This is a genomic window from Flectobacillus longus (genome assembly GCF_030056705.1).
Taxonomy (GTDB): Bacteria; Bacteroidota; Bacteroidia; order Cytophagales; family Spirosomataceae; genus Flectobacillus; species Flectobacillus longus.
Genome location: NZ_JASHIC010000030.1, coordinates 44,054 through 63,570 on the forward strand (window position 1 = coordinate 44,054; position 19,517 = coordinate 63,570).

Annotated in this window: 14 protein-coding genes; 11 read left to right on the top strand and 3 right to left on the bottom strand. The window is 38.2% G+C overall.

The features are described 5' to 3' along the window. Positions 1-41: 41 nt before the first annotated feature. The 4 genes from QM491_RS20705 (at position 42) to QM491_RS20720 (ending at position 6,813) form a co-directional block, all read left to right on the top strand. The gene (locus QM491_RS20705) at positions 42-2,315 is read left to right on the top strand and encodes a family 20 glycosylhydrolase (protein ID WP_283329437.1); all 2,274 of its coding nucleotides are present in this window, start codon (positions 42-44) and stop codon (positions 2,313-2,315) included. Positions 2,316-2,742: 427 nt separating this feature from the next. Continuing rightward, the gene (locus QM491_RS20710) at positions 2,743-4,488 is read left to right on the top strand and encodes a GMC family oxidoreductase (RefSeq protein WP_283329438.1); all 1,746 of its coding nucleotides are present in this window, start codon (positions 2,743-2,745) and stop codon (positions 4,486-4,488) included. A gap of 164 nt (positions 4,489-4,652) precedes the next feature. Further along, positions 4,653-5,315: a gluconate 2-dehydrogenase subunit 3 family protein gene (locus tag QM491_RS20715; RefSeq protein WP_283329439.1), complete on the top strand. Its 663-nt coding sequence runs from the start codon at positions 4,653-4,655 to the stop codon at positions 5,313-5,315. A gap of 265 nt (positions 5,316-5,580) precedes the next feature. Next, positions 5,581-6,813: a serine hydrolase domain-containing protein gene (locus tag QM491_RS20720; RefSeq protein WP_283329440.1), complete on the top strand. Its 1,233-nt coding sequence runs from the start codon at positions 5,581-5,583 to the stop codon at positions 6,811-6,813. Positions 6,814-7,018: 205 nt separating this feature from the next. Here the strand turns inward: QM491_RS20720 and QM491_RS20725 are convergent, their stop codons facing one another. After that, positions 7,019-8,698 (bottom strand): M61 metallopeptidase family protein, encoded by a 1,680-nt coding sequence (locus QM491_RS20725; protein WP_283329441.1) that lies wholly within the window; start codon positions 8,696-8,698, stop codon positions 7,019-7,021. A gap of 270 nt (positions 8,699-8,968) precedes the next feature. Here QM491_RS20725 and QM491_RS20730 point away from each other — a divergent pair, with 270 nt between their 5' ends. Both QM491_RS20730 and QM491_RS20735 read left to right on the top strand, forming a co-directional pair. Next, the gene (locus QM491_RS20730) at positions 8,969-9,514 is read left to right on the top strand and encodes a nuclear transport factor 2 family protein (RefSeq protein WP_166551401.1); all 546 of its coding nucleotides are present in this window, start codon (positions 8,969-8,971) and stop codon (positions 9,512-9,514) included. Between the two features lie 402 nt (positions 9,515-9,916). Continuing rightward, a complete protein-coding gene (locus QM491_RS20735; RefSeq protein ID WP_095167440.1) occupies positions 9,917-10,639 on the top strand; it encodes a YebC/PmpR family DNA-binding transcriptional regulator in 723 nt (240 codons plus the stop codon). A 103-nt stretch (positions 10,640-10,742) separates the two neighbouring features. Here QM491_RS20735 and QM491_RS20740 read toward each other — a convergent pair whose 3' ends face one another. Continuing rightward, positions 10,743-10,931, bottom strand: a complete 189-nt coding sequence (locus QM491_RS20740) for a hypothetical protein (RefSeq protein WP_283329442.1) — start codon at positions 10,929-10,931, stop codon at positions 10,743-10,745. 219 nt (positions 10,932-11,150) lie between these two features. Here QM491_RS20740 and QM491_RS20745 point away from each other — a divergent pair, with 219 nt between their 5' ends. Next, entirely contained in the window at positions 11,151-12,224 is a 1,074-nt protein-coding gene (locus QM491_RS20745) for a DUF922 domain-containing protein (protein ID WP_283329443.1), read from the top strand. Between the two features lie 149 nt (positions 12,225-12,373). Here QM491_RS20745 and QM491_RS20750 read toward each other — a convergent pair whose 3' ends face one another. Then, positions 12,374-12,829: a heme-binding domain-containing protein gene (locus QM491_RS20750; RefSeq protein ID WP_283329444.1), complete on the bottom strand. Its 456-nt coding sequence runs from the start codon at positions 12,827-12,829 to the stop codon at positions 12,374-12,376. Positions 12,830-13,077: 248 nt separating this feature from the next. On the opposite strand from QM491_RS20750, the gene fdhD reads away from it, so the two are divergent. The 4 genes from fdhD (at position 13,078) to QM491_RS20770 (ending at position 19,494) form a co-directional block, all read left to right on the top strand. Then, a complete protein-coding gene (gene fdhD / locus QM491_RS20755; RefSeq protein ID WP_283329445.1) occupies positions 13,078-13,920 on the top strand; it encodes a formate dehydrogenase accessory sulfurtransferase FdhD in 843 nt (280 codons plus the stop codon). Positions 13,921-14,301: 381 nt separating this feature from the next. Beyond that, positions 14,302-16,599 (top strand): FdhF/YdeP family oxidoreductase, encoded by a 2,298-nt coding sequence (locus QM491_RS20760; protein ID WP_283329446.1) that lies wholly within the window; start codon positions 14,302-14,304, stop codon positions 16,597-16,599. Between the two features lie 112 nt (positions 16,600-16,711). Then, complete coding sequence (locus tag QM491_RS20765; RefSeq protein ID WP_283329447.1) at positions 16,712-17,962, top strand: C1 family peptidase; 1,251 nt, start codon at positions 16,712-16,714, stop codon at positions 17,960-17,962. A 341-nt stretch (positions 17,963-18,303) separates the two neighbouring features. After that, positions 18,304-19,494 carry a TlpA family protein disulfide reductase gene (locus tag QM491_RS20770; RefSeq protein WP_283329448.1) on the top strand — a complete coding sequence of 397 codons (1,191 nt, stop codon included), beginning with the start codon at positions 18,304-18,306 and terminating at the stop codon, positions 19,492-19,494. Positions 19,495-19,517 lie beyond the last annotated feature (23 nt).

The following is a 19,517-nucleotide window of genomic DNA, read 5'->3' on the forward strand; positions in this document are numbered from 1 at the left end:
TACAATAACCTCATCAATCAACAATATTGACACATTGTTTTATGTGCTCCAAAACTCTTTTTTCGCTTTTCTTCGCTTTTTTATTTTTGGGGAAAACTTCTGCCCAAAATACCATTTCTATCATTCCCAAACCTGTTGAAATGCAAGTTTCAAAGGGTTATTTTAGGTTAGAAAAAAATGTTACTATCTCTTTGCAAAACTCTGCTTTGCAAGAAACTGCACAGTTACTTCGATTAGGAATACAACAAATCCGTCCGAGTTCTGTAAGTATAAAAAATAGCACTTCCAATGCAATAAAGGGCATTTACTTAGAAATTGACAGCAATCGTGTAGTACAAAAAGAAGGTTATTCTCTTGCTATCAGCGCAACAGGGATCAAGCTAATAGGCCATGATGCTGCGGGTGTTTTTTATGGTACGCAAACTCTTTTACAACTCATTCACCAACAAGGAAATCTTCCTTTTATCCAAATCAAAGACTATCCAAGATTTGGTTATAGAGGTATGCACCTAGACGTTGGACGACGTATTTTCTCGGTTATATTTCTCAAAAAATACCTCGATTTATTAGCGCTTTACAAATTCAACACCTTTCATTGGCACCTTACCGAAGACCAAGGTTGGCGCATAGAAATCAAGCGATATCCTCAATTACAAAGCGTAGCAGCCTATAGAAACGAAACCATTATTGGACATAAAAAAGACTCGCCTCATCGTTTCGATGGTAAATCTTATGGAGGTTTTTATACCCAAGAAGAAGTAAAAGAAATCGTCGCTTTTGCCCAAAAACGCCACATTACAGTCATTCCCGAAATCGAAATGCCAGGTCATGCTCGTGCAGCATTGGCAGCGTATCCGCAATTAGGATGTACAGGTGGGTCCTATCAAACTGCCACTTTTTGGGGAGTTTTCGATGATGTTTTTTGTGCAGGTAACGATAGTACGTTTACTTTTTTGCAAAATGTTTTAGATGAAATTTTGCCCCTATTTCCAAGCAAATACATACATATTGGTGGCGATGAATGTCCAAAAGTGCGTTGGAAAAGTTGTCCAAAATGTCAAAAACGCATGCAAGAAAATCATCTGAAAGATGAGCATGAACTACAGAGTTATTTTATCCAAAAAATGGAGAAATATCTGAATGCAAAAGGTAAAAACCTGATTGGCTGGGACGAAATCTTGGAAGGAGGTCTTAGCCCTAAAGCTACAGTGATGAGTTGGCAAGGCGAAGCTGGCGGTATTGTAGCAGCCCAACAGCATCACGATGTCGTTATGTGCCCCGAAAGTCACTATTATTTAGACTACTATCAATCTTTGCAAGCTTCAGAACCAATTGCAACTGCGGGTTTTACTCCTCTTGAAAAAGTGTATCGTTATGAGCCTATTCCAGCCATATTGAACCCTACAGAGCAAACTTATATCAAAGGTATTCAAGGAAATGCTTGGTCAGAATATCTCGTTTCGGAGGCACAAGCCGAATATATGCTTTTCCCAAGAGCATTGGCCATTGCCGAAACAGCTTGGTCGCCCAAAGCGCAGAAAGATTATGACGATTTTCTCCAAAGATTAAGGCTTCAAGAAAAAGTTTTAAAACAACGAAAAGTACATTATTTTAACAGATATGAAGAAATTCAGGCTCGCTTTCAAACCAATACCAACGGCTCGGAGTCTATCTATCTGACAAGTTCTTTATCTAATGCCACTATCCGCTTTACTGAAGATGGTAGTCAGCCCAATACTCAATCCAGCGTTTGGAAGGACGGACTTTCTATCTTTAAACCTACTCTTATCAAAGCTCAATTATTTGATAAAAATGGTGCGTATGGACAGGTTTGGGAACAATGGGTGAATGTTAATTTGGCGACAGGCAAAAGTATTACTTTCAAAAATGCACCTCAAACGCCCTATCTCCCAACAGATGCTTATGCTTTGAGCAATGGTATTATCGGTACACATCGATATAATACTGGACAATGGATAGGCTTTCGGGGTGAGGATTTAGAGGTAGTGGTTGATTTAGGCAAAAGTCAAAGTGTTCAAGAAATAGGCATCAGTGTTCTCAAATATCACTGGCAACGTATGTGGGAACCTACAGAACTTTCGTTTTGGATTTCGGAGGATGGTAAAGCTTATGAAAAAGTAGGTAGTTTTAAAGATTTTCCAGAAAATGCCATCAATACAGTATCTCTAAAAGTAACAAACAAAACCGCCCGATTTATCAAGGTAATTGGGGTCAATAAAGGTACTATCCCAGCAGGCGAATACGGCGCAGGCGCCAAGGCATGGTTGATAGTGGATGAGTTGTTTATTTATTGAGTGAGTGATCATTGAGTGATTTAGTGATTGTTTTTTCCTGTGGAGACACAATATCTTACGTCTCATAACAAAGATGAAGGAATTCTCTAATTACTAAATGGCTCAATAACAACCTCTCAATTAAAGGAATATGACAATATAGGGTAGGAATTTTTATAAAATGTCGTATTTTGCAATTGAAAAACAGGATGGTGAAATTGCCTTTAGAAAGCATCAACAAACAGAATAAGATTGAGTAAATTCTTCAAATAAAACTGCGTCAGCGCTTGTAAGAGACATTTTCGTATCATAATTTCATGTGCTTAAACCTTTAACCTTCGGGTTAGATTCCATCCAATTTTTGAAAAACATTTAATTTGGTAATCACATACCTCTGTATGAAAGATTATCACAAAGCGAAATAATTACCTAAAAAGCTATAAAAACTATGTTTGATTTTCAAATCAAAGAAAACAACACCGTATTCGACGTGGTGATTGTTGGTTCGGGTGCTGGTGGTGGTATGGCTGCACACGAGCTTACCAAAGCTGGAGCAAAAGTCTGTGTTTTGGAAGCAGGTCAGCCCTTCGACCCTGCCGATCCTAAAAACATTACTCAACTCAAATGGCCGTATGAATCTCCGCGCCGTGGCGCTGGTACAACTCGTCCTTTTGGTGATTTTGATGCTGCTTATGGTGGCTGGGAAATCGAAGGAGAGCCTTATACGCGTGCCGCAGGAACGAAGTTCGACTGGTTCCGTTCGAGAATGGTGGGTGGTCGTACCAACCACTGGGGACGTATCTCTCTTCGTTTTGGACCTGATGACTTCCGCAGAAAAAGTATCGACGGATTGGGTGACGACTGGCCTATTGGTTATGACGATGTAAAACCTTATTATGACCGCTTGGACAAAATGGTGGGTATCTTCGGAACAGTTGAAGGCTTAAGGAATGAGCCAGATGGTATTTTCTTACCTCCTCCAAAGCAACGTTTGCACGAGTTGATGTTACAAAAAAGTAACAAACGCTTGGGTATTCCAACCATTCCGTCACGTCTTTCGATTTTGACAAAACCTATCAACAACGACCGTGGACAGTGTTTTTACTGTAACCAATGCGGACGTTCTTGTCAGGCTTATGCCGATTTCTCAAGTTCATCGGTATTGATTAAGCCAGCGCTCAAAACAGGTAATTTGACCATGATTACCTACGCTATGGCTCGTGAGGTATTGACTGACCCAACTACAGGTTTGGCTACTGGAGTATCATACGTGAGTACGCTTGATATGCAAGAATACACTGTAAGAGGAAAAATCGTTATTTTGGCAGCTTCAGCGGGTGAAACAGCTCGTTTGTTACTCAACTCAAAATCTGCCCGTTTCCCTCAAGGCTTAGGTAACTCAAGTGGTATTGTAGGACGCTATATCAATGACTCAACAGGTGCTTCTCGTTCAGCAATTATTCCAGCTTTGTTTGACAGAAAACGTTATAACGAAGATGGCGTAGGCGGTATGCACGTGTACACTCCTTGGTGGGGCGACAACAAAAAACTGGATTTTGCTCGTGGTTACCACATTGAATACTGGGGCGGTATGGGTATGCCTGCTTACGGATTCGGTTGGGGTATCGAAGGAATCAACGGTAGCTTCCCTACTCGTGAGGGTATTACCAAAGCTGCTGGTGGTTATGGTGCATCGTTGAAAGACGATTATCGTCGTTTTTATGGTGCTTACGTAGGTATGGCTGGTCGTGGTGAACCTATTCCTTTGGAAAGTAACTACTGTGAAATCGACCCGAATGTGGTTGATAAATTTGGTATTCCTGTACTTCGTTTCCACTACAAATGGAGCGAACACGAAATCAACCAAGCCAAACACATGCAAGATACTTTCGAGCAAATCATCCATGAATTAGGAGGTATTGCTTTAGGGGCAAAACCTGGAGCCGACAGAAACTACGGTTTGGAGGACCCAGGAAAAATTATTCACGAAGTAGGTACTGCTCGTATGGGTAACGACCCTAACAAGTCGGTATTGAACAAGCACTGTCAAGCACATGATGTGAAAAACCTATTTGTTGCCGATGCTGCTCCATTTGTTTCGCAAGGTGACAAAAATGCTACATGGACTATCATGGCACTTTCGATGCGTACTTCGGAATATATTATCAATGAAGTGAAAAAGAAAAATCTATAAGACATGAGTGAGTATCAGTGCTGAATGATGAGTTGTGAATTGTGAGTGTAAATTTTATTTATCAGTATTTTATCTCACCAATCAATTAAAATCAATACATACAAATAATTGATTTACAGCAAATTCAACCAACTGTTATTTACTTATTCAAACCTTTTATTCAGATGAAAAGAAGAGATTATCTTAAAAATATTGGTTTTACTTCGTTGGGAATGGCAGTGCTTGGACCAGAAGTAAAAGCCGCTGAATTACTCGAACAGCAAAAGCCTATTAAAAAAGGCGCAAAAGTAGCATCTGCCAAATCAGACGACATCAAAATCCCTGGTGGTCGTACCAAAGATGAGGCTATTCGTGATGCCAAATTGATGGCTGAGAAGTTTTTCACAGAGCACGAAATGAAAACGATCACCATTTTGGTAGATATTATCATTCCAGCCGATGGCAAGTCGGGCAGCGCTTCGCAAGCTGGCGTGCCTGCTTTTATCGAATTTATCGCTAAAGATAGACCAAGCGAGTTTAAGACGCCATTGCGTGGAGGTCTTCGTTGGTTAGATTCACAATCAATCAAGCGCTTTAGTAAGGATTTTGTAGGTATTACGCCACAACAACGCATTGAAATTGTAGAAGACATTGCTTATCCTGCTAATGCCAAGCCACAGTTTTCGCAAGGCGTTTCGTTTTTTTCTCTTATGAGAAATTTAACTGCGACGGGTTTTTTCTCAAGCGAAATGGGTATTAAAGACATTGGCTACGAAGGCAACCGCCCTAACCAATGGGACGGCGTTCCTGAAGATGTCTTGAAGCAATATGGCTTGAGCTACGAATAAATTGTAATTTTGAAAAGGGTTTTAACAAGTGTTGTTAAAACCCTTTTTTTATTTTCTAACCTTATTTTTGCAAATAGTTTTTTCTGAAGAAATATTGAAAAACATCACTTAGTGGTGTAAATTGCAATAGAGTTTTGAGCAAAACTTCTGAAAAAACAGATACGAAGTTTGAAAAATGAGATTTTACCGCCAACAAATCACATTTTTCTAGAATTCTCTCCTCCACTGAATAACATTATATAAAACATCCTTAATTTTTAGAGTTGTGACGCAGATTACGAAGCAGTTTTTTTACTTTACCTTATTAATCGTTTTGGGCATAGTTGCCTGTTCCCATCAGCCAAACCAGTGGGGTGATACCACAACAAACAGTGCTTCGGCTCGCAATGATAGTATCGCCAAGCTTTTTGATGCTACCACAGCCTCTCGTAAAGCAGCTAAGTTGGATACTTTTTTCAGAAATCTTCAAAAAACTGCCAAATTCAATGGCGTAGTATTGGTTTCACAATATGGAAAAATCATCTATAAAGGCGCTTTTGGCTACAAAAGTTTTGCTAAAAAAGATACAAATACCACCGAAACGTTGTTTCAATTAGCCTCTGTTTCTAAGCAGTTTACGTCGGTTGCTATTATGCAATTGCACGAAAAAGGTTTGATTAATTACAACGACCCCGTTTACAAATACATTCCGAGCTTTCCTTATGACCCAAGCATCACGATTCGTAGCTTGCTGACACACTGCTCGGGTATTCCCAACTATGCGTATGCGCTCGACAAGGTTATCAATAAAAAAGAGCCTATGTCAAACGAGCAAATTGTAAACTTATTTGCCAAGCATAAGCCAGGGATTAACTATTTGCCTAATGCTCGCTTTAACTACAATAACTCCAACTATGTTTTGTTGGCCTATATCGTAGAGAAATTAACAAATATGTCGTTTAGAGAATATGCCCAAAAGCATCTTTTTGCACCCGCGGGTATGTCCAAAACCTTTATCTATGACCCTAGTAAGTCTGAGATGGTGGCCAATGCAGCCTTAGGATATACGCCAAGAAGAGGTGGTTACTGGCAAATTCCGTTCGATCATTTGGATGGCGCTGTGGGCGACAAAGGAATTTACTCGACGGTAGAAGATATGTTTAAGTGGGATATGGCATTGAATAGCGAAAAATTAGTCAAGCAAAGTACTTTACAAGAAGCTTTTGTTCCAGCCCATCATTTCAAAAATTTAATTAATAAAAACTATGGCTACGGCTGGCGTTTACAATTGATGGACGATGGCTCTTGGTTGACTTTTCATACAGGTTGGTGGCATGGTTTCAAGAACTATTATCTCCACAATCCAAAAGATAATTCCTCTATTATCATTCTTCAAAACGTAGCCAATCATGCTTTGGCACGTGTAAAAGTTGCGCAATCTATCTTATATCCTGATAAGGCTTGGTACTTTATGAAAGGTGAAGCATTCCCTGAAGAAGTAGAAGGCGGACATGAGTAGTTGCGAGTTATGAATTCAGAGTTGTGAGTTTTTTAAATTTCAGTAAGATTCAGCTTTATCATTAAAATAAAATTGATGTAGTAGCAACCGCAAGGGTTGCCACTACATTTCAAAAACTCACAAATAAGAATGCCTTCAAATAAAATAAAATTATCATAAAGCACTAATTACCAATTGAGTACTCATATCTAACACCCCACCTTACTCATTCCTTTTTCACAAACTCATACGCATCAACACTTCCTTTTCTTGGCTGAAAAGTAATCGTATATTTTTTCCCTTTTCTCAAAACTGGAATCGTCAATGTATTTGAATAACTTGTATAGGTTTTGTTGATATTAATAGAAGCTAAAATTTTGTCTCCTTCTTGTAAACCTACTTTGGCAGCTTCTGAATTGGGGACTAGTCCTTGGACAATTTCTCCTTTTTGAACTTTCATCGGTTTTGCAAAGCCCAAATCAAATAACCCTGTTGTGGTTTTCTTTACCGTATATCCTTCATAAATATCAGGTTCAGGAACAATTAACTTTCCACTTAGCATTGCCTTCCAGTCGTCTACAGCCCACTGTCCAGCCGATGAGGCTAAGAGATTTTCCCATGTTTCCTTTGTGACATATTTACCAGCTTGAGCTTGTTGGGTTATTTGGTTGATTAACCCTACAACTGTCGTTTGACTATGCGTACGCTTTAGTTTGGCTTCAAGATTGGCAAAATACATCGCCCCTCTCGAATACCCGATTGACCACGCATTTCGTCCTGACCACTTTACACTAGGTATATCTTTTTCGGAAACTTCACGAATTGCATTGGTATAATAAAGTGCAGCCTCCTCATTGACAAGCTTACCAAATTCTGCGGGTGTGTATAATCCAGCCTCAAGCGGAAGCACCATACACAAATAATCTGCAATACCCTCGCTATACCAATCATCTTCACCTTCTTGCGCATGAAGACTTCCTACAAAAGCATGTACTGTTTCATGAGCAATCAAGGAGTGAATATCGGCGGTGGTGGCATCTTCAGAAGGTGGCAAATATAGCGTGTATCCTCCCATTACAGCAACGCCACTGGCGAGTGGTCCGCCATCGTAAGTTCGGATAAAAATTCTGAAAGGGCTCTCAGAATTTCCATTCAGACGGTTACGCAAATGCGTATATACTTTTTCGACCCAGTCTGCGGCTTGATTCATTTCGTCTGACTTTCGACCTAACGCATACAAGCTAAAGCCTTTATCTCGACCTTTATCAGGATAGGTAAACATTTTTCCTACAATAAACTGACAAAACATCAATTCACCTAAATCAGCTTTTATTTGGCAATCATTTTCACCCTTTGAAGTAACAGCGATAAAACCTTTGGGTAAATGCCATTTCAAGGATAAATCGACAGATGTAAGTGTTTCAGGATATAATAAAAAACTCGTAAACGCCCCTGCCAACCCTCCTCCTGTAGCTTGTAAATCAATATGTGGGCCTCGGCGCTTAGGAATAGACACTGCCACTGGCACATGGTAATCAATCTTTATAATCTTTCCTTCTACAGCCCGATTTCCTTTCCAAACTTGAAGGTTTAAGTCATTGATACTGGTGTCGGGATAAGCTCGATAGCTTACAGCTCCTTGCATGTCTATAACAGAAAGCTGAGTCACCACATCGGTTGTTCTATCCAAATAAGGTCGTAGAGAGTTGAACAGTAATTTTAAATCGTGACCTTTGTTCGTCTCATATTGTATCGAATAACTTACATGCAAACCTACGGCTTTACCTGATTTATCAAGGTCTGGGCTCAAGTGTAGCTCTTGGATTGTTGGTATCTCCTGAGCATTTATTACTGATGTACTTATTGTGAATAAGAGTAAAAAGAAGTTACTTTTACGAAGTATCATATAAAGGTGAATTAGGAGATGGATGAACTGTAATTTAGCAGAAAATAGACAAAGTGGCAAAGGACAAAGTATTTTATTGATGCTCAAATAGACAAAGCTTATTCAGTACTTACACACTATTTGAGTTTACTATACGTTTATAGGAAAGTTTAATAACATATTAAGTGTGCAAAACTTTAAAAATTACATATCTTTACAGCCTTAGGCATTAGTGGCATTCTTTTCGCTACAAATTCCCCAAAGCTTCAATAATCAAATTTTTCCAACATCATGAAGATTAAATCATTACTTCTCGGCTTATTAATGCTGGTAGGATTTCAAATCAAAGTGCAAGCGCAATCGGAAGATGAAGGCATCAAAGCCTGCATCAACAATTACCTTGATGGAGTAATGCAAGGTGATACGGCTCGTCTCAACCGTGCTTTTCATCCTACAGCTTTGCTTCGTAGTGTAAACACCAACACAGGAGCACTACAAGACCTTTCGGTTCGGAAGTTTGTGGCAACAACTCCAGCAGGTGGTATTCAGACTAGAGGAGGTTCTACCAAGCTAGTGTCTTACTCATATATTGGTGTTTCGGCTCTTGCTACAGTCGAACTTCGTTTTGGTGATTTCAAGTATGTGGACTTATTAAGCATGTTGAAGTTTGGTGACAATTGGAAAATTGTAAGCCGTGTATTCAGCCGTGCAGATTTGGATGCTACTGTAAAAGGTACAGGCGCTGCACCAAGTGCTGGTGCTCCTGCTGCGTCAAAACCACCTGTAGTGAAAAAATCAAGTGCAAATGTAAAACCAAAAGCTGATGATGGTTGGTAGTATTGGGGCTTAGGGCTATTGGCTTTGAGCTAACAGCTTCTTATAACTCTTTAATATACTTTCTTCAAGCTCTGAAATAGATGATAAGGTGACTAGGCATAGCTTAGTTACCTTTTTTATTTTTGAACAGTTTGAAACTACTCAAAAAATGACTCTAAGTGTAGAACACTTAAACTATAAATTAAAGCACTGGAACTAGATTACTAAAATCATTTTATTCCATTCTGAAATTCCCAACTACTTTTGTACCTTTGCATTCGCAAAAAATTACCCTTTAGGTCTACTTTATTTTTTGGAATAAAGTATCAGCCTAATTTCTTGATACATAAATTACTGAACATACGAAAAAGTCTGAAAATTGTATTTTTCTAGACCCACATCAATTTCAAATGACCAAATAAAATGGGAAGAGCCTTTGAATTCCGTAAAGCCAGAAAGTTTAAAAGATGGGGCCAAATGGCCAAAACTTTTACCAAAATCGGTAAAGATATTACAATCGCTGTAAAATCAGGCGGTCCAGACCCTACCTCAAACTCTCGTTTGCGTGCAATCATGCAAAATGCTAGAGCGGTAAACATGCCAAAAGTCAATATCGAAAACGCCATCAAACGTGCTACTTCGAAAGACCAAGAGGATTACAAAGAGATTGTATATGAAGGATATGGCCTACACGGCGTAGCAGTCTTAGTAGAATGTACTACCGATAACACTAACCGTAGTATTGCCAACGTTCGTAGTTACTTTACCAAATGTGGTGGTAGCGTAGGTACTTCGGGTATGCTTGACTTTATTTTTGACCGTAAGTGTATTTTCAAAATTGCTAATAATGGTACAACTGACATCGAAGAGTTAGAGTTAGAACTTATCGACTTTGGTGCAGAAGAACTGTTCTTAGATACAGAAGCTAACCAAATCAATATTTATGGTGGCTTTACCGCTTTTGGAGCAATTCAAAAATACTTAGAAGAGCAAGGTTACGAAATTCAAGGTGCTGATTTTGAACGTATTCCTACTGATTTCAAAAAACTTACAGAAGAACAAGCTGCTGATATTGAAAAGCTTATTGATAAATTAGAAGAAGACGATGATGTTCAGAACGTGTATCACAACATGCTTGTAGAATAATATCAACAAAGGTTTTCAAAATAAAAGGGAATAAAGCTATGCTTTATTCCCTTTTATTTTGGCTAAGTAATCGTGTATTTTTCTTTACATTTATCGCATTCTCTCAATCTATCTGATTATTCTTCGAATTATAAGCAATAGCAAATACAAGTCCTTCCAATATAATTCCAACTGTAGCTGTTAGGGTATCTCCTAACCAAATTAAAATTACGCAAAAAACCACGAACAATGCAATGAGTTCGAATGTTGACAAATCGTTTTCTACTTCTTGTGAATGATGTGAATTTCCCATAGTCTTAGTCAATAGTTTATATTTTTTATTGAATATAACCAATTTGAATTATTCCTCCTAATTTTTATTTACCTTAATGTAAGTATAAGGACGTTATTAGTTAACTGTAAATCTGTTACTAGAATGAACTTATAACCAGAAGGTTATATTCAATATACACCATAGTTATATTATTAATTTATACTTTCATGTTACTTAAAAGAAAAAAATGATTTTACGATGAAACACCTCTTCTTTTTTATGATGTGCTTTATGTCTCCATTTTGTCATTGGGGACAAAATCTAGTAAAATTTATACCCTTACAAACAAGCGAACCTCCGCTTACTCCTACGTACTTCTACATCGAAAAAGTATCAGATATTCGCAATAACTCCTCTCGAATTGGCCATGCCTATGGAGTTGATAATGCTTCGTTACAACTCAAGCCAAGTTATTCTTTAAGCAAGTATAGTCGAAGTTTTTTCCGTAATCCTATACGTCGAGATACGCTTGGCTATGCCATTACCATTCATATCAAAAATCTAGATATACAAGAAAAAATTAAGGATAATATGATTCATGGGGAATGTGGCATTGAACTAGTATTTTCTTTCGACAGAGCTGGAACTGATGTTGTATTAACCAGTTTTAAAAGTAAAACCCTTTTCAAACGCTCATTAGGAGAGTACGACAATTATCAGAAAATGATTGAGAGATTATTCCGAAGGGGTGCCGAGCACCTAAATCAATGGATGTCTTTGAATTATGATAAAAATCCGATCCTCGCAAAATCTCTTGTAGTCAACATTCTCCCAGATTATCGCATCGATAATCCAGATAAAGGTGATACTTTATTTTGGAGTTCTTCAAGACCTTTACGATGGAGCGATTTTCATGGAAAACCTCCTGTTTTTACACCTTATGCAGCCCAAGTCTTTTCAAATTTTGAATATATTGGAGATGTAAAGTTTCATAAAGGAATCCTTACTGCCAATTTGCAATTTAAAGCTTACGTTCTAAAATCCTCTTCATGGAACGCCCATGCAGGCAATAACGAAGCGGCATTAGACCATGAACAACTACATTTTGATATTACGAAAACCATCATTGAGAAATTCAAAGAAAAGGCTCGCCAAATTACTTCGGTGGAGGATTATGATAGCGAAATTCAATTGCTATTTATTGATATGTATCGATTGATGAATAAACTTCAGAAACAATATGATGCCGAAACCAATCACTCTATCAATGTGATTGCTCAAGAACGTTGGCGAATAGAAGTGAGAAATGAACTGAGAGGGTATGGGATATGAATTTGAAAATTGGCAAATTTGAAGATTTGAAAATTTGAAGCCATGAGTTTTAATAATAGATACGACCATAACTTCTCATGAAATTATCAACCGTATCTACTATAATCGGAGAGCATATTGCCTACGGCTTACAGCCTAAAGCCTAATGTCTATTTAGCTAAACTATCCTGTAAGGCTTTTGCCCACGTGGCGATGGCTTTTGAATCTTGGTCAGAAAGAATAGCATCTTTATGAATCCAAGTATATGAATCAAGAGGCATCCAGTGATCTGTTACGGCTTCGGCTACCTCCTCTAATTTATGTGCAGCTTTTTTCTTTGGATAGCTCGCAAATTCAGAGAAATTCAATTCGTCTTTTCCTTCCTCTACATGATGATTAAGCCACCAACCTACTGGCTGAATATTGCTATACCAAGGATAGGTGGTATTGTTGGAATGACAATCGTAACACGATACTTTCAAAGCTTTTTGTACGTCTGCGGGTACTTCATAGTGCTTCGTAATATCATTGGCGCTCACACCCTCGGATTGATTTTTGGCAGGACGAATAAATTGAATAGCTACTGCCAATACAGCAATACCAATAAGAATACGTTGTTTGTTCATAATCTGAGGAGTTTTGTTAAATAATGGTTTGATGGCAAAGGCACAAAATTGCGTTGACTCCCCTATTCTTATCGTAGTAAGGATAAAACGCTTTGGTAATTTGTACCTGTTTGCTTACTTTTTACTTAGATTTATTTCTTTAGAAAAAAGTTTAGTCCTAATTGTATCAATTTAAGAATATTATTCAAAATGGGAAAACACTTTGTATTTCTTTATTTTTAAGTGTCATTCTATCAACCAACTAAAGTATGCAACAACGAGTAAAGCCTGTTCAAGTGATAAAATATAGTAGCCAATCTCTTGAAAAAGAGATGGATGATTTAGTAATTGTAGAAGAACCTTTGGCCATTAGGATTGGGTATGGTGATATTCATCATCGCTTACAAAAAAATCTCACCGTTACGATGCGCACTCCGGGGAACGATTTCGAATTGACCTTAGGTTTTTTGTATTCTGAGGGAATCATTCAACATCTTTCGCAGGTGCAATCTATTCGTTACTGCACTGAATTACAAAGACTAGAAGAACATGAAAATATTGTTAGAGTTGAATTAAGTCCTGATTTAGATTTGAGTCAAACCCTGTATGAGCGAAATTTTATGGCATCTTCGAGCTGTGGGATTTGTGGAAAAGCACAAATCGAATCACTCGAACAACAACAGTGTCTTACTCTCAAGAATTGGGAATATCGTATTTCTCCCACATTTTTGTGGGAAATAGAAGAGAAGCTAACACAAAATCAAAGTCTTTTTTCTTATACAGGTGGCGCTCATGCAGTGGCTATTTATGAAAATACTGGCGAATTGGTTTTACTCCGTGAAGATATAGGGCGACACAATGCCTTAGATAAAGTAATCGGTGCTAAATTAGGACTAGAAAAACAAGCCATGGCTCCTATTCTTGTACTAAGCAGTCGTGTTAGCTATGAAATGATTCAGAAAAGTATTATGGCACAATTTCCAATCATAGTGGCAGTAGGTGCTCCGTCGAGCCTAGCTGTCGAGTTGGCACAACAGTTTGGCATTACGTTGATTGCTTTTTTACGAAAAGGAAAATTCAATGTTTACACGCATGAGTTTAGAGTACAATAACAGTGAGCAGTTATTGCTTCAGTTTCAAAATTTTATTTGCCTCTTATTAGAAAAACAAAATTTCCTTTCGCCACACCTTACTTTTCTTGTCTTGACACAAGAAAAGTAACAAAAGAAAGTCAAGAAATCCTAAACTCGCCTGCGGCTCAAACAACAGGATTTCAGAAAAATAAATACAAAATTTTTTATTTTTTAATGACTTATAAATTTTAAACATACTCTTAATTCAATAATGAGAATAAGGAAGATTCAAATAATAATATATCAGTGACTTACTTTGAAAGTATCATTCTGATTATGAGCATCTTCAAATAACTGATATACTAATAACTAGTATCGTCTTCTTGGATATTTCACAACCCTTAACAATTTGCCATTACTATGAATACAATAAACCAACAACCTTCTGCGCAGCCTCCACAGGATCTGACAGGACTACAGCAAACTGAGCCTGCTCATGTAGCGGCTGGTTTTAAGGCGGTAAGTAATGCCATCAAACACGTTTTTGGTGCGATGAATGTGGCTAGAGGAATAAAGATATTATTGACACTCAATCAAAAAGGTGGTGTAGATTGTCCTTCTTGTGCTTGGCCCGACCCTGATGGCGAGCGTTCGTCTATTGCAGAATATTGTGAAAATGGCGCCAAAGCCATAGCCGAAGAGGCAACGACACTAAAGACTGGTCCCGTATTTTTTCAAAGATATAGTATCCAAGAACTTTCCCAAAAATCTGATTATTGGCTTGGTCAACAAGGGCGTTTGACCCACCCTATGATTGCCAGACATGGCGAAACTCATTATCGTAAGATTGAATGGGATGAGGCACTTGACCTAATCGCCGAACACCTCAATGCACTCTCATCGCCCGACGACGCCATTTTTTATACTTCTGGCCGAACTTCCAACGAGGCAGCATTTTTATATCAATTATTTGCTCGACAATTGGGTACCAACAACCTTCCCGATTGTTCCAATATGTGTCACGAATCAAGTGGTTCGGCATTAGGCGAGCAGTTAGGTTTGGGTAAAGGCTCAGTAACCCTCGAAGATTTTAATCATGCGCAGGTGATTATGGTTTTGGGACAAAATCCTGGCACTAATCATCCTCGAATGCTAACAGCATTGGAAGAAGCCAAGAAAAACGGTGCTAAAATCGTATCTGTAAATCCATTGATTGAAGCTGGTCTACTGGCATTCAAACATCCTCAACACCTAAGCGATATGCTTGGGAGTGGCACCAAATTGAGCGACCATTATTTACAGATAAAAATCAACTCGGATATTGCTCTCATCAAGGCTCTATTGTTGTTATTGGTCAAAAAAGAAGCTACTATCGGGAATGTATTTGACCATGATTTTATTCAAAAAAATACCCTTGGATTCGAAGAATTCTTGGCTGATTTGAGTCAGTATAAGCTTGAAGATTTAGTCAAAGAATGTGGCATAAGCCTTGAACAAATAGAAGAAGTAGCAGATTTGTTGGCTAACTCTCAACGTATTATTACCTGTTGGGCTATGGGACTAACCCAACACAAAAACTCGGTAGTTACCATTCAGGAATTAGTCAATTTGTTGTTACTCAAAGGCAGTATTGGCAAGCAAGGTGCTGGCACTTGTCCTGTACGGGGACATTCCAACGTACAGGGCGACCGAACGATGGGTATTTTTGAAAGACCTTCAAAAGCTTTTTTACAAAAAATAGAAGAAAACTTTGGGTTTACACCACCTCAAAAACATGGATACGACGTAGTGGCAGCCATAAAAGCCATGCAAGCATCCAGTGGCAAGGTATTTATGGGTATGGGAGGCAATTTTCTTTCTGCCACACCCGATACCGAATTTACGGCACAGGCATTACGCAATTGTGCCCTCACCGTACAGGTTTCGACCAAACTCAATCGTAGTCATTTAATTCATGGCAAAACGGCTTTGATTTTACCTGCCATGGGGCGTACCGATGAAGACCGTCAGGCAGGTGGAGCTCAGTTTGTAACTACCGAAAATTCGATGGGAGTAGTTCAAATGTCGAAAGGAAACCTCACTCCTCCTGCTCCAACAGTTTGGAGCGAACCAAAAATTATTGCCGAAATAGCACAACGAACTCTAGGAAAGCGCACTCAGCTAGACTGGCTTTCGTTAACACATCATTATGATTCTATCAGGGATTTAATTGAAAAAACAATTCCAGGTTTTGAAGATTATAATGAAAGGGTTCGTCAAGATGGTGGGTTTTATTTACCCAATGGACCACGTGAAGGCGTATTTACCAACACAGCTCAAAAAGCTTTATTCAAAATTTGTCCTCTCGAAACAATCCAGTTAGCAACAGATGAATACCTGATGATGACGATTCGTACTCATGACCAGTTCAATACCACTGTGTATGGCTTGGATGACCGCTACAGAGGCATTTTTAACGAAAGAAGAGTCATTTTAATGAATCAAGAGGATATTGCTTCGGCAGGCTTACAACAATATGACCTAGTGGATTTGCATAACTATCATGGTGGTGTGCATCGTTTGGCAGAAAAATTCATTGTGGTTCCGTACAATATTCCACGCCAAAACGTCGCAACCTATTTTCCTGAAGCCAACGTACTGGTTCCTATCGACAGTGTTGCCGACGTGAGTAATACTCCAACCTCAAAATCTGTCATAATCAAGTTGACAAAAGTGTAAAACTAACATAATTTAAAGGCAATAAGCTAAAAGTTTCATAACAATTTTTACCTGTTGCACATCGCCGATTGCTCAAAGCCAATTGCCGAAAGCCCAAAGCCTAAACTAACACATGTCTAAAAGAACTGGTGGCTACTTGGCAGGAAGAGTTCCTGCCGATGCCAAAAGAAGAATTGCTAAAAGTCAAAAAGCATTACCACAAAAGGTAGATTTACGTCCATTTTTAACCTCTATTGAAGAGCAAGTGGGCAACAGTTGCGTAGCCAATGCGTTGGCTGGCGCGTATGAATATCTTGCCAAAAGAGAATTAGGTGACTCCGAAGATGTAAGTCGCTTGTTTATCTATTTTAATGCTCGATATATTGGTGACAATCATGATAAAGACGAAGGTTCATATATGGAATATGCCATTCAGGGGTTAAAGGAGTATGGCGCTTGTGCCGAAAATCTTTGGCCAAACGAATATGACTATGTCAACGACGAACCAAGTTCCGAAGCTTATGATCAAGGTGGCAATTTCAAAATTGTAGATGCCGAATTTATCGAAACTGACCTCAATCTTTGGCGTGAAACTTTGGCAGATGGTTATCCTATTTCTTTTGCCCTAAATACTTTCAATTCTTTTGATGATGCGTCTAAAAACAAAGGACGTGTGCCTATGCCTCGCAAATCGGATAATGTTCGGGAAGAACACGGTTGGCATGCCATGCTGTGCGTAGGATATTCTGATATCGATAAAGTATTTATTGTTCGTAATTCTTGGGGTGTTGAATGGGGCGACAAAGGCTACTGCTACATTCCTTACGACTATGTTATGAATGAAGCGTTTAATGGTCAAGATAGTTGGATTATTAAATCAATAGAGAACCTTGATTACAGTGAAGGAGTAGAAGTAGAAGATGATTCTTCGTATTTCTATGATGAAGACTATCTAATAATCAACGACTTTTATGTATATACTGAAGATACGGATGCTTTTCTCGAAGATTTAGAAAGTCTATTAGATGAATATGTGGAGGAGGAAGAAAACTATTACTTTGAGTATGAAATAGATGAAGATGAGAATGGGACTTATGTCCAATTATCCGAGTTTTATCTTTACACCGAAAATGAAGAAGATTTCCTCTCTGATTTAGAAGATTTAGCCATCGAATACGGAGACGAAGATGGTTATGATTACAGTATAGAAGGCGAAGAAGAGGAAGAAGACGATGAAGAGGAGGAAGACGATGAGGAGGAAGAAGACGATGAAGAGGAAGAAGACGATGAAGAGGAAGAAGACGATGAAGAGGAAGAAGACGATGAGGAGGAAGAAGACGATGAGGAGGAAGATTCTAATAGTAGCAAAAGAAAACGTAGGTAAAGAATAACAATCGTTGCTACAATACTTGCATTGATATCTTCCATCTTTTAGGCTTTGATTTAAAAGGTGGAAGACTTTTGATTTATTTAGCCTCCTAAAGTAAATACGACAAACAGCACTGAACTTTTCTCCCAATTTCAGTTTTTATATCGCATCAAAGCTTTAAAAATAGCCTTCTATTATACTGGCCTTTTGGGGATAGTATTTAAAATATTTTCAATATTCTACGCTTTGCTGTAATTTTGAATACCCTAACTACTACTTGTAGATTTGTTATGCGATATATAGCCTTTATTTTATATTTTTTCTTTCTTTCAATATCCACTTTTGCACAAACCTTTATGGCGCAAGTGGATCCACCAAGTATTGGCAAAGTTTGTCCTGACTTTGGCATTTCTGTGATTACTCCTTCAGGTAATGAGAAAATCATTAATCTTCGAGAACTCCGTGGAAAAGTAGTCATCCTTGAATTTTGGGCTACATATTGTGCTCCTTGTATTCCATCTTTAAGCCATTTTGAGCGTATCAAAAAACAATATGGTAATGCTGTCGAAATCATTGCCATTTCGGACGAAAATCGTGATAAGGTAGATGCTTTTATTGCCAAACGTAATATTCACAATGTTTTATTTGGGATGGATTGGGGACATAAACTGAATGAACTTTTTTTCCATCACTTTATTCCACACACAGTCGTAATTGATAAAAATGGCGTAGTAAAGGCTTTTACTGCTCCCGATGAAATCGACGCCGAAATTGTAGGAAAGTTAATTCGCAATCAACGTGTAGAGATAGTGATGAAACAAGAATTTCAAAATGCTATTGCAAATAATAACTCTAACAACACCATTTCAAATAGAACTACTACGGTATTGTCTAACGCAAACAATACCCCCAATATCAACGAACTACGCATAAGTCTGAGTCCATACATTGAAGGAAAACCCACCGAATTTATCAAAGAGTCTGAAAAACATTGGGTATTTACCAACTGTACATTGTCATTGATATATCAGATATTGTATAACCAAAAAGATAGTAGAGTTAAATTAGAAGTACCCGACGAAAGTAAATATGCTTCAGAACCTAATAATCAATATTGTTTGACGATTCATATACCAGAAAGCATAGATAAAAGCGTCCAAGAAGTAGCATTGAATCAACTTGCGCAATTGTTTCCACTCAAAGCAAAATTCGAGTTAAGAAGTCAAACGGTCTTTGTTTTAGAAAAAGCCGATTCAAGTGTTGTTGTTAGCAGTAGCGATAGCACAGGAATTATCCAGAAAGGACTTACAATCAAAGATTTAGTAGGTTATTTAGAGAGTAACCCTCACCTAGTCAACAATTTGGCTGTATTGAACCAAACAGCCTTACCAGATACAACTTTGATAGATTTAGATTGGTTTCAAAATTATAATGATGCGGTACCTAATAAGTTGAAAACCTTAGGATTGAAAGGAACTGAGCAAATGGTAGATTTAAACTGTTTAATTTTGTACGAAGAAAAAAAGATAACTAAGGACGCACCATAACGGAAAGTTCCTAAATCTTTATT

Bases quoted from the DNA above. Each gene is read 5' to 3' on its own strand.
- QM491_RS20745 (WP_283329443.1), top strand. From the start codon at position 11,151: ATGAAACACCTCTTCTTTTTTATGATGTGCTTTATGTCTCCATTTTGT.
- QM491_RS20740 (WP_283329442.1), bottom strand. From the start codon at position 10,931: ATGGGAAATTCACATCATTCACAAGAAGTAGAAAACGATTTGTCAACA.
- QM491_RS20710 (WP_283329438.1), top strand. From the start codon at position 2,743: ATGTTTGATTTTCAAATCAAAGAAAACAACACCGTATTCGACGTGGTG.
- QM491_RS20765 (WP_283329447.1), top strand. From the start codon at position 16,712: ATGTCTAAAAGAACTGGTGGCTACTTGGCAGGAAGAGTTCCTGCCGAT.
- QM491_RS20715 (WP_283329439.1), top strand. From the start codon at position 4,653: ATGAAAAGAAGAGATTATCTTAAAAATATTGGTTTTACTTCGTTGGGA.
- QM491_RS20770 (WP_283329448.1), top strand. From the start codon at position 18,304: ATGGCGCAAGTGGATCCACCAAGTATTGGCAAAGTTTGTCCTGACTTT.
- QM491_RS20735 (WP_095167440.1), top strand. From the start codon at position 9,917: ATGGGAAGAGCCTTTGAATTCCGTAAAGCCAGAAAGTTTAAAAGATGG.
- QM491_RS20760 (WP_283329446.1), top strand. From the start codon at position 14,302: ATGAATACAATAAACCAACAACCTTCTGCGCAGCCTCCACAGGATCTG.
- fdhD (WP_283329445.1), top strand. From the start codon at position 13,078: ATGCAACAACGAGTAAAGCCTGTTCAAGTGATAAAATATAGTAGCCAA.
- QM491_RS20730 (WP_166551401.1), top strand. From the start codon at position 8,969: ATGAAGATTAAATCATTACTTCTCGGCTTATTAATGCTGGTAGGATTT.
- QM491_RS20705 (WP_283329437.1), top strand. From the start codon at position 42: ATGTGCTCCAAAACTCTTTTTTCGCTTTTCTTCGCTTTTTTATTTTTG.
- QM491_RS20750 (WP_283329444.1), bottom strand. From the start codon at position 12,829: ATGAACAAACAACGTATTCTTATTGGTATTGCTGTATTGGCAGTAGCT.
- QM491_RS20725 (WP_283329441.1), bottom strand. From the start codon at position 8,698: ATGATACTTCGTAAAAGTAACTTCTTTTTACTCTTATTCACAATAAGT.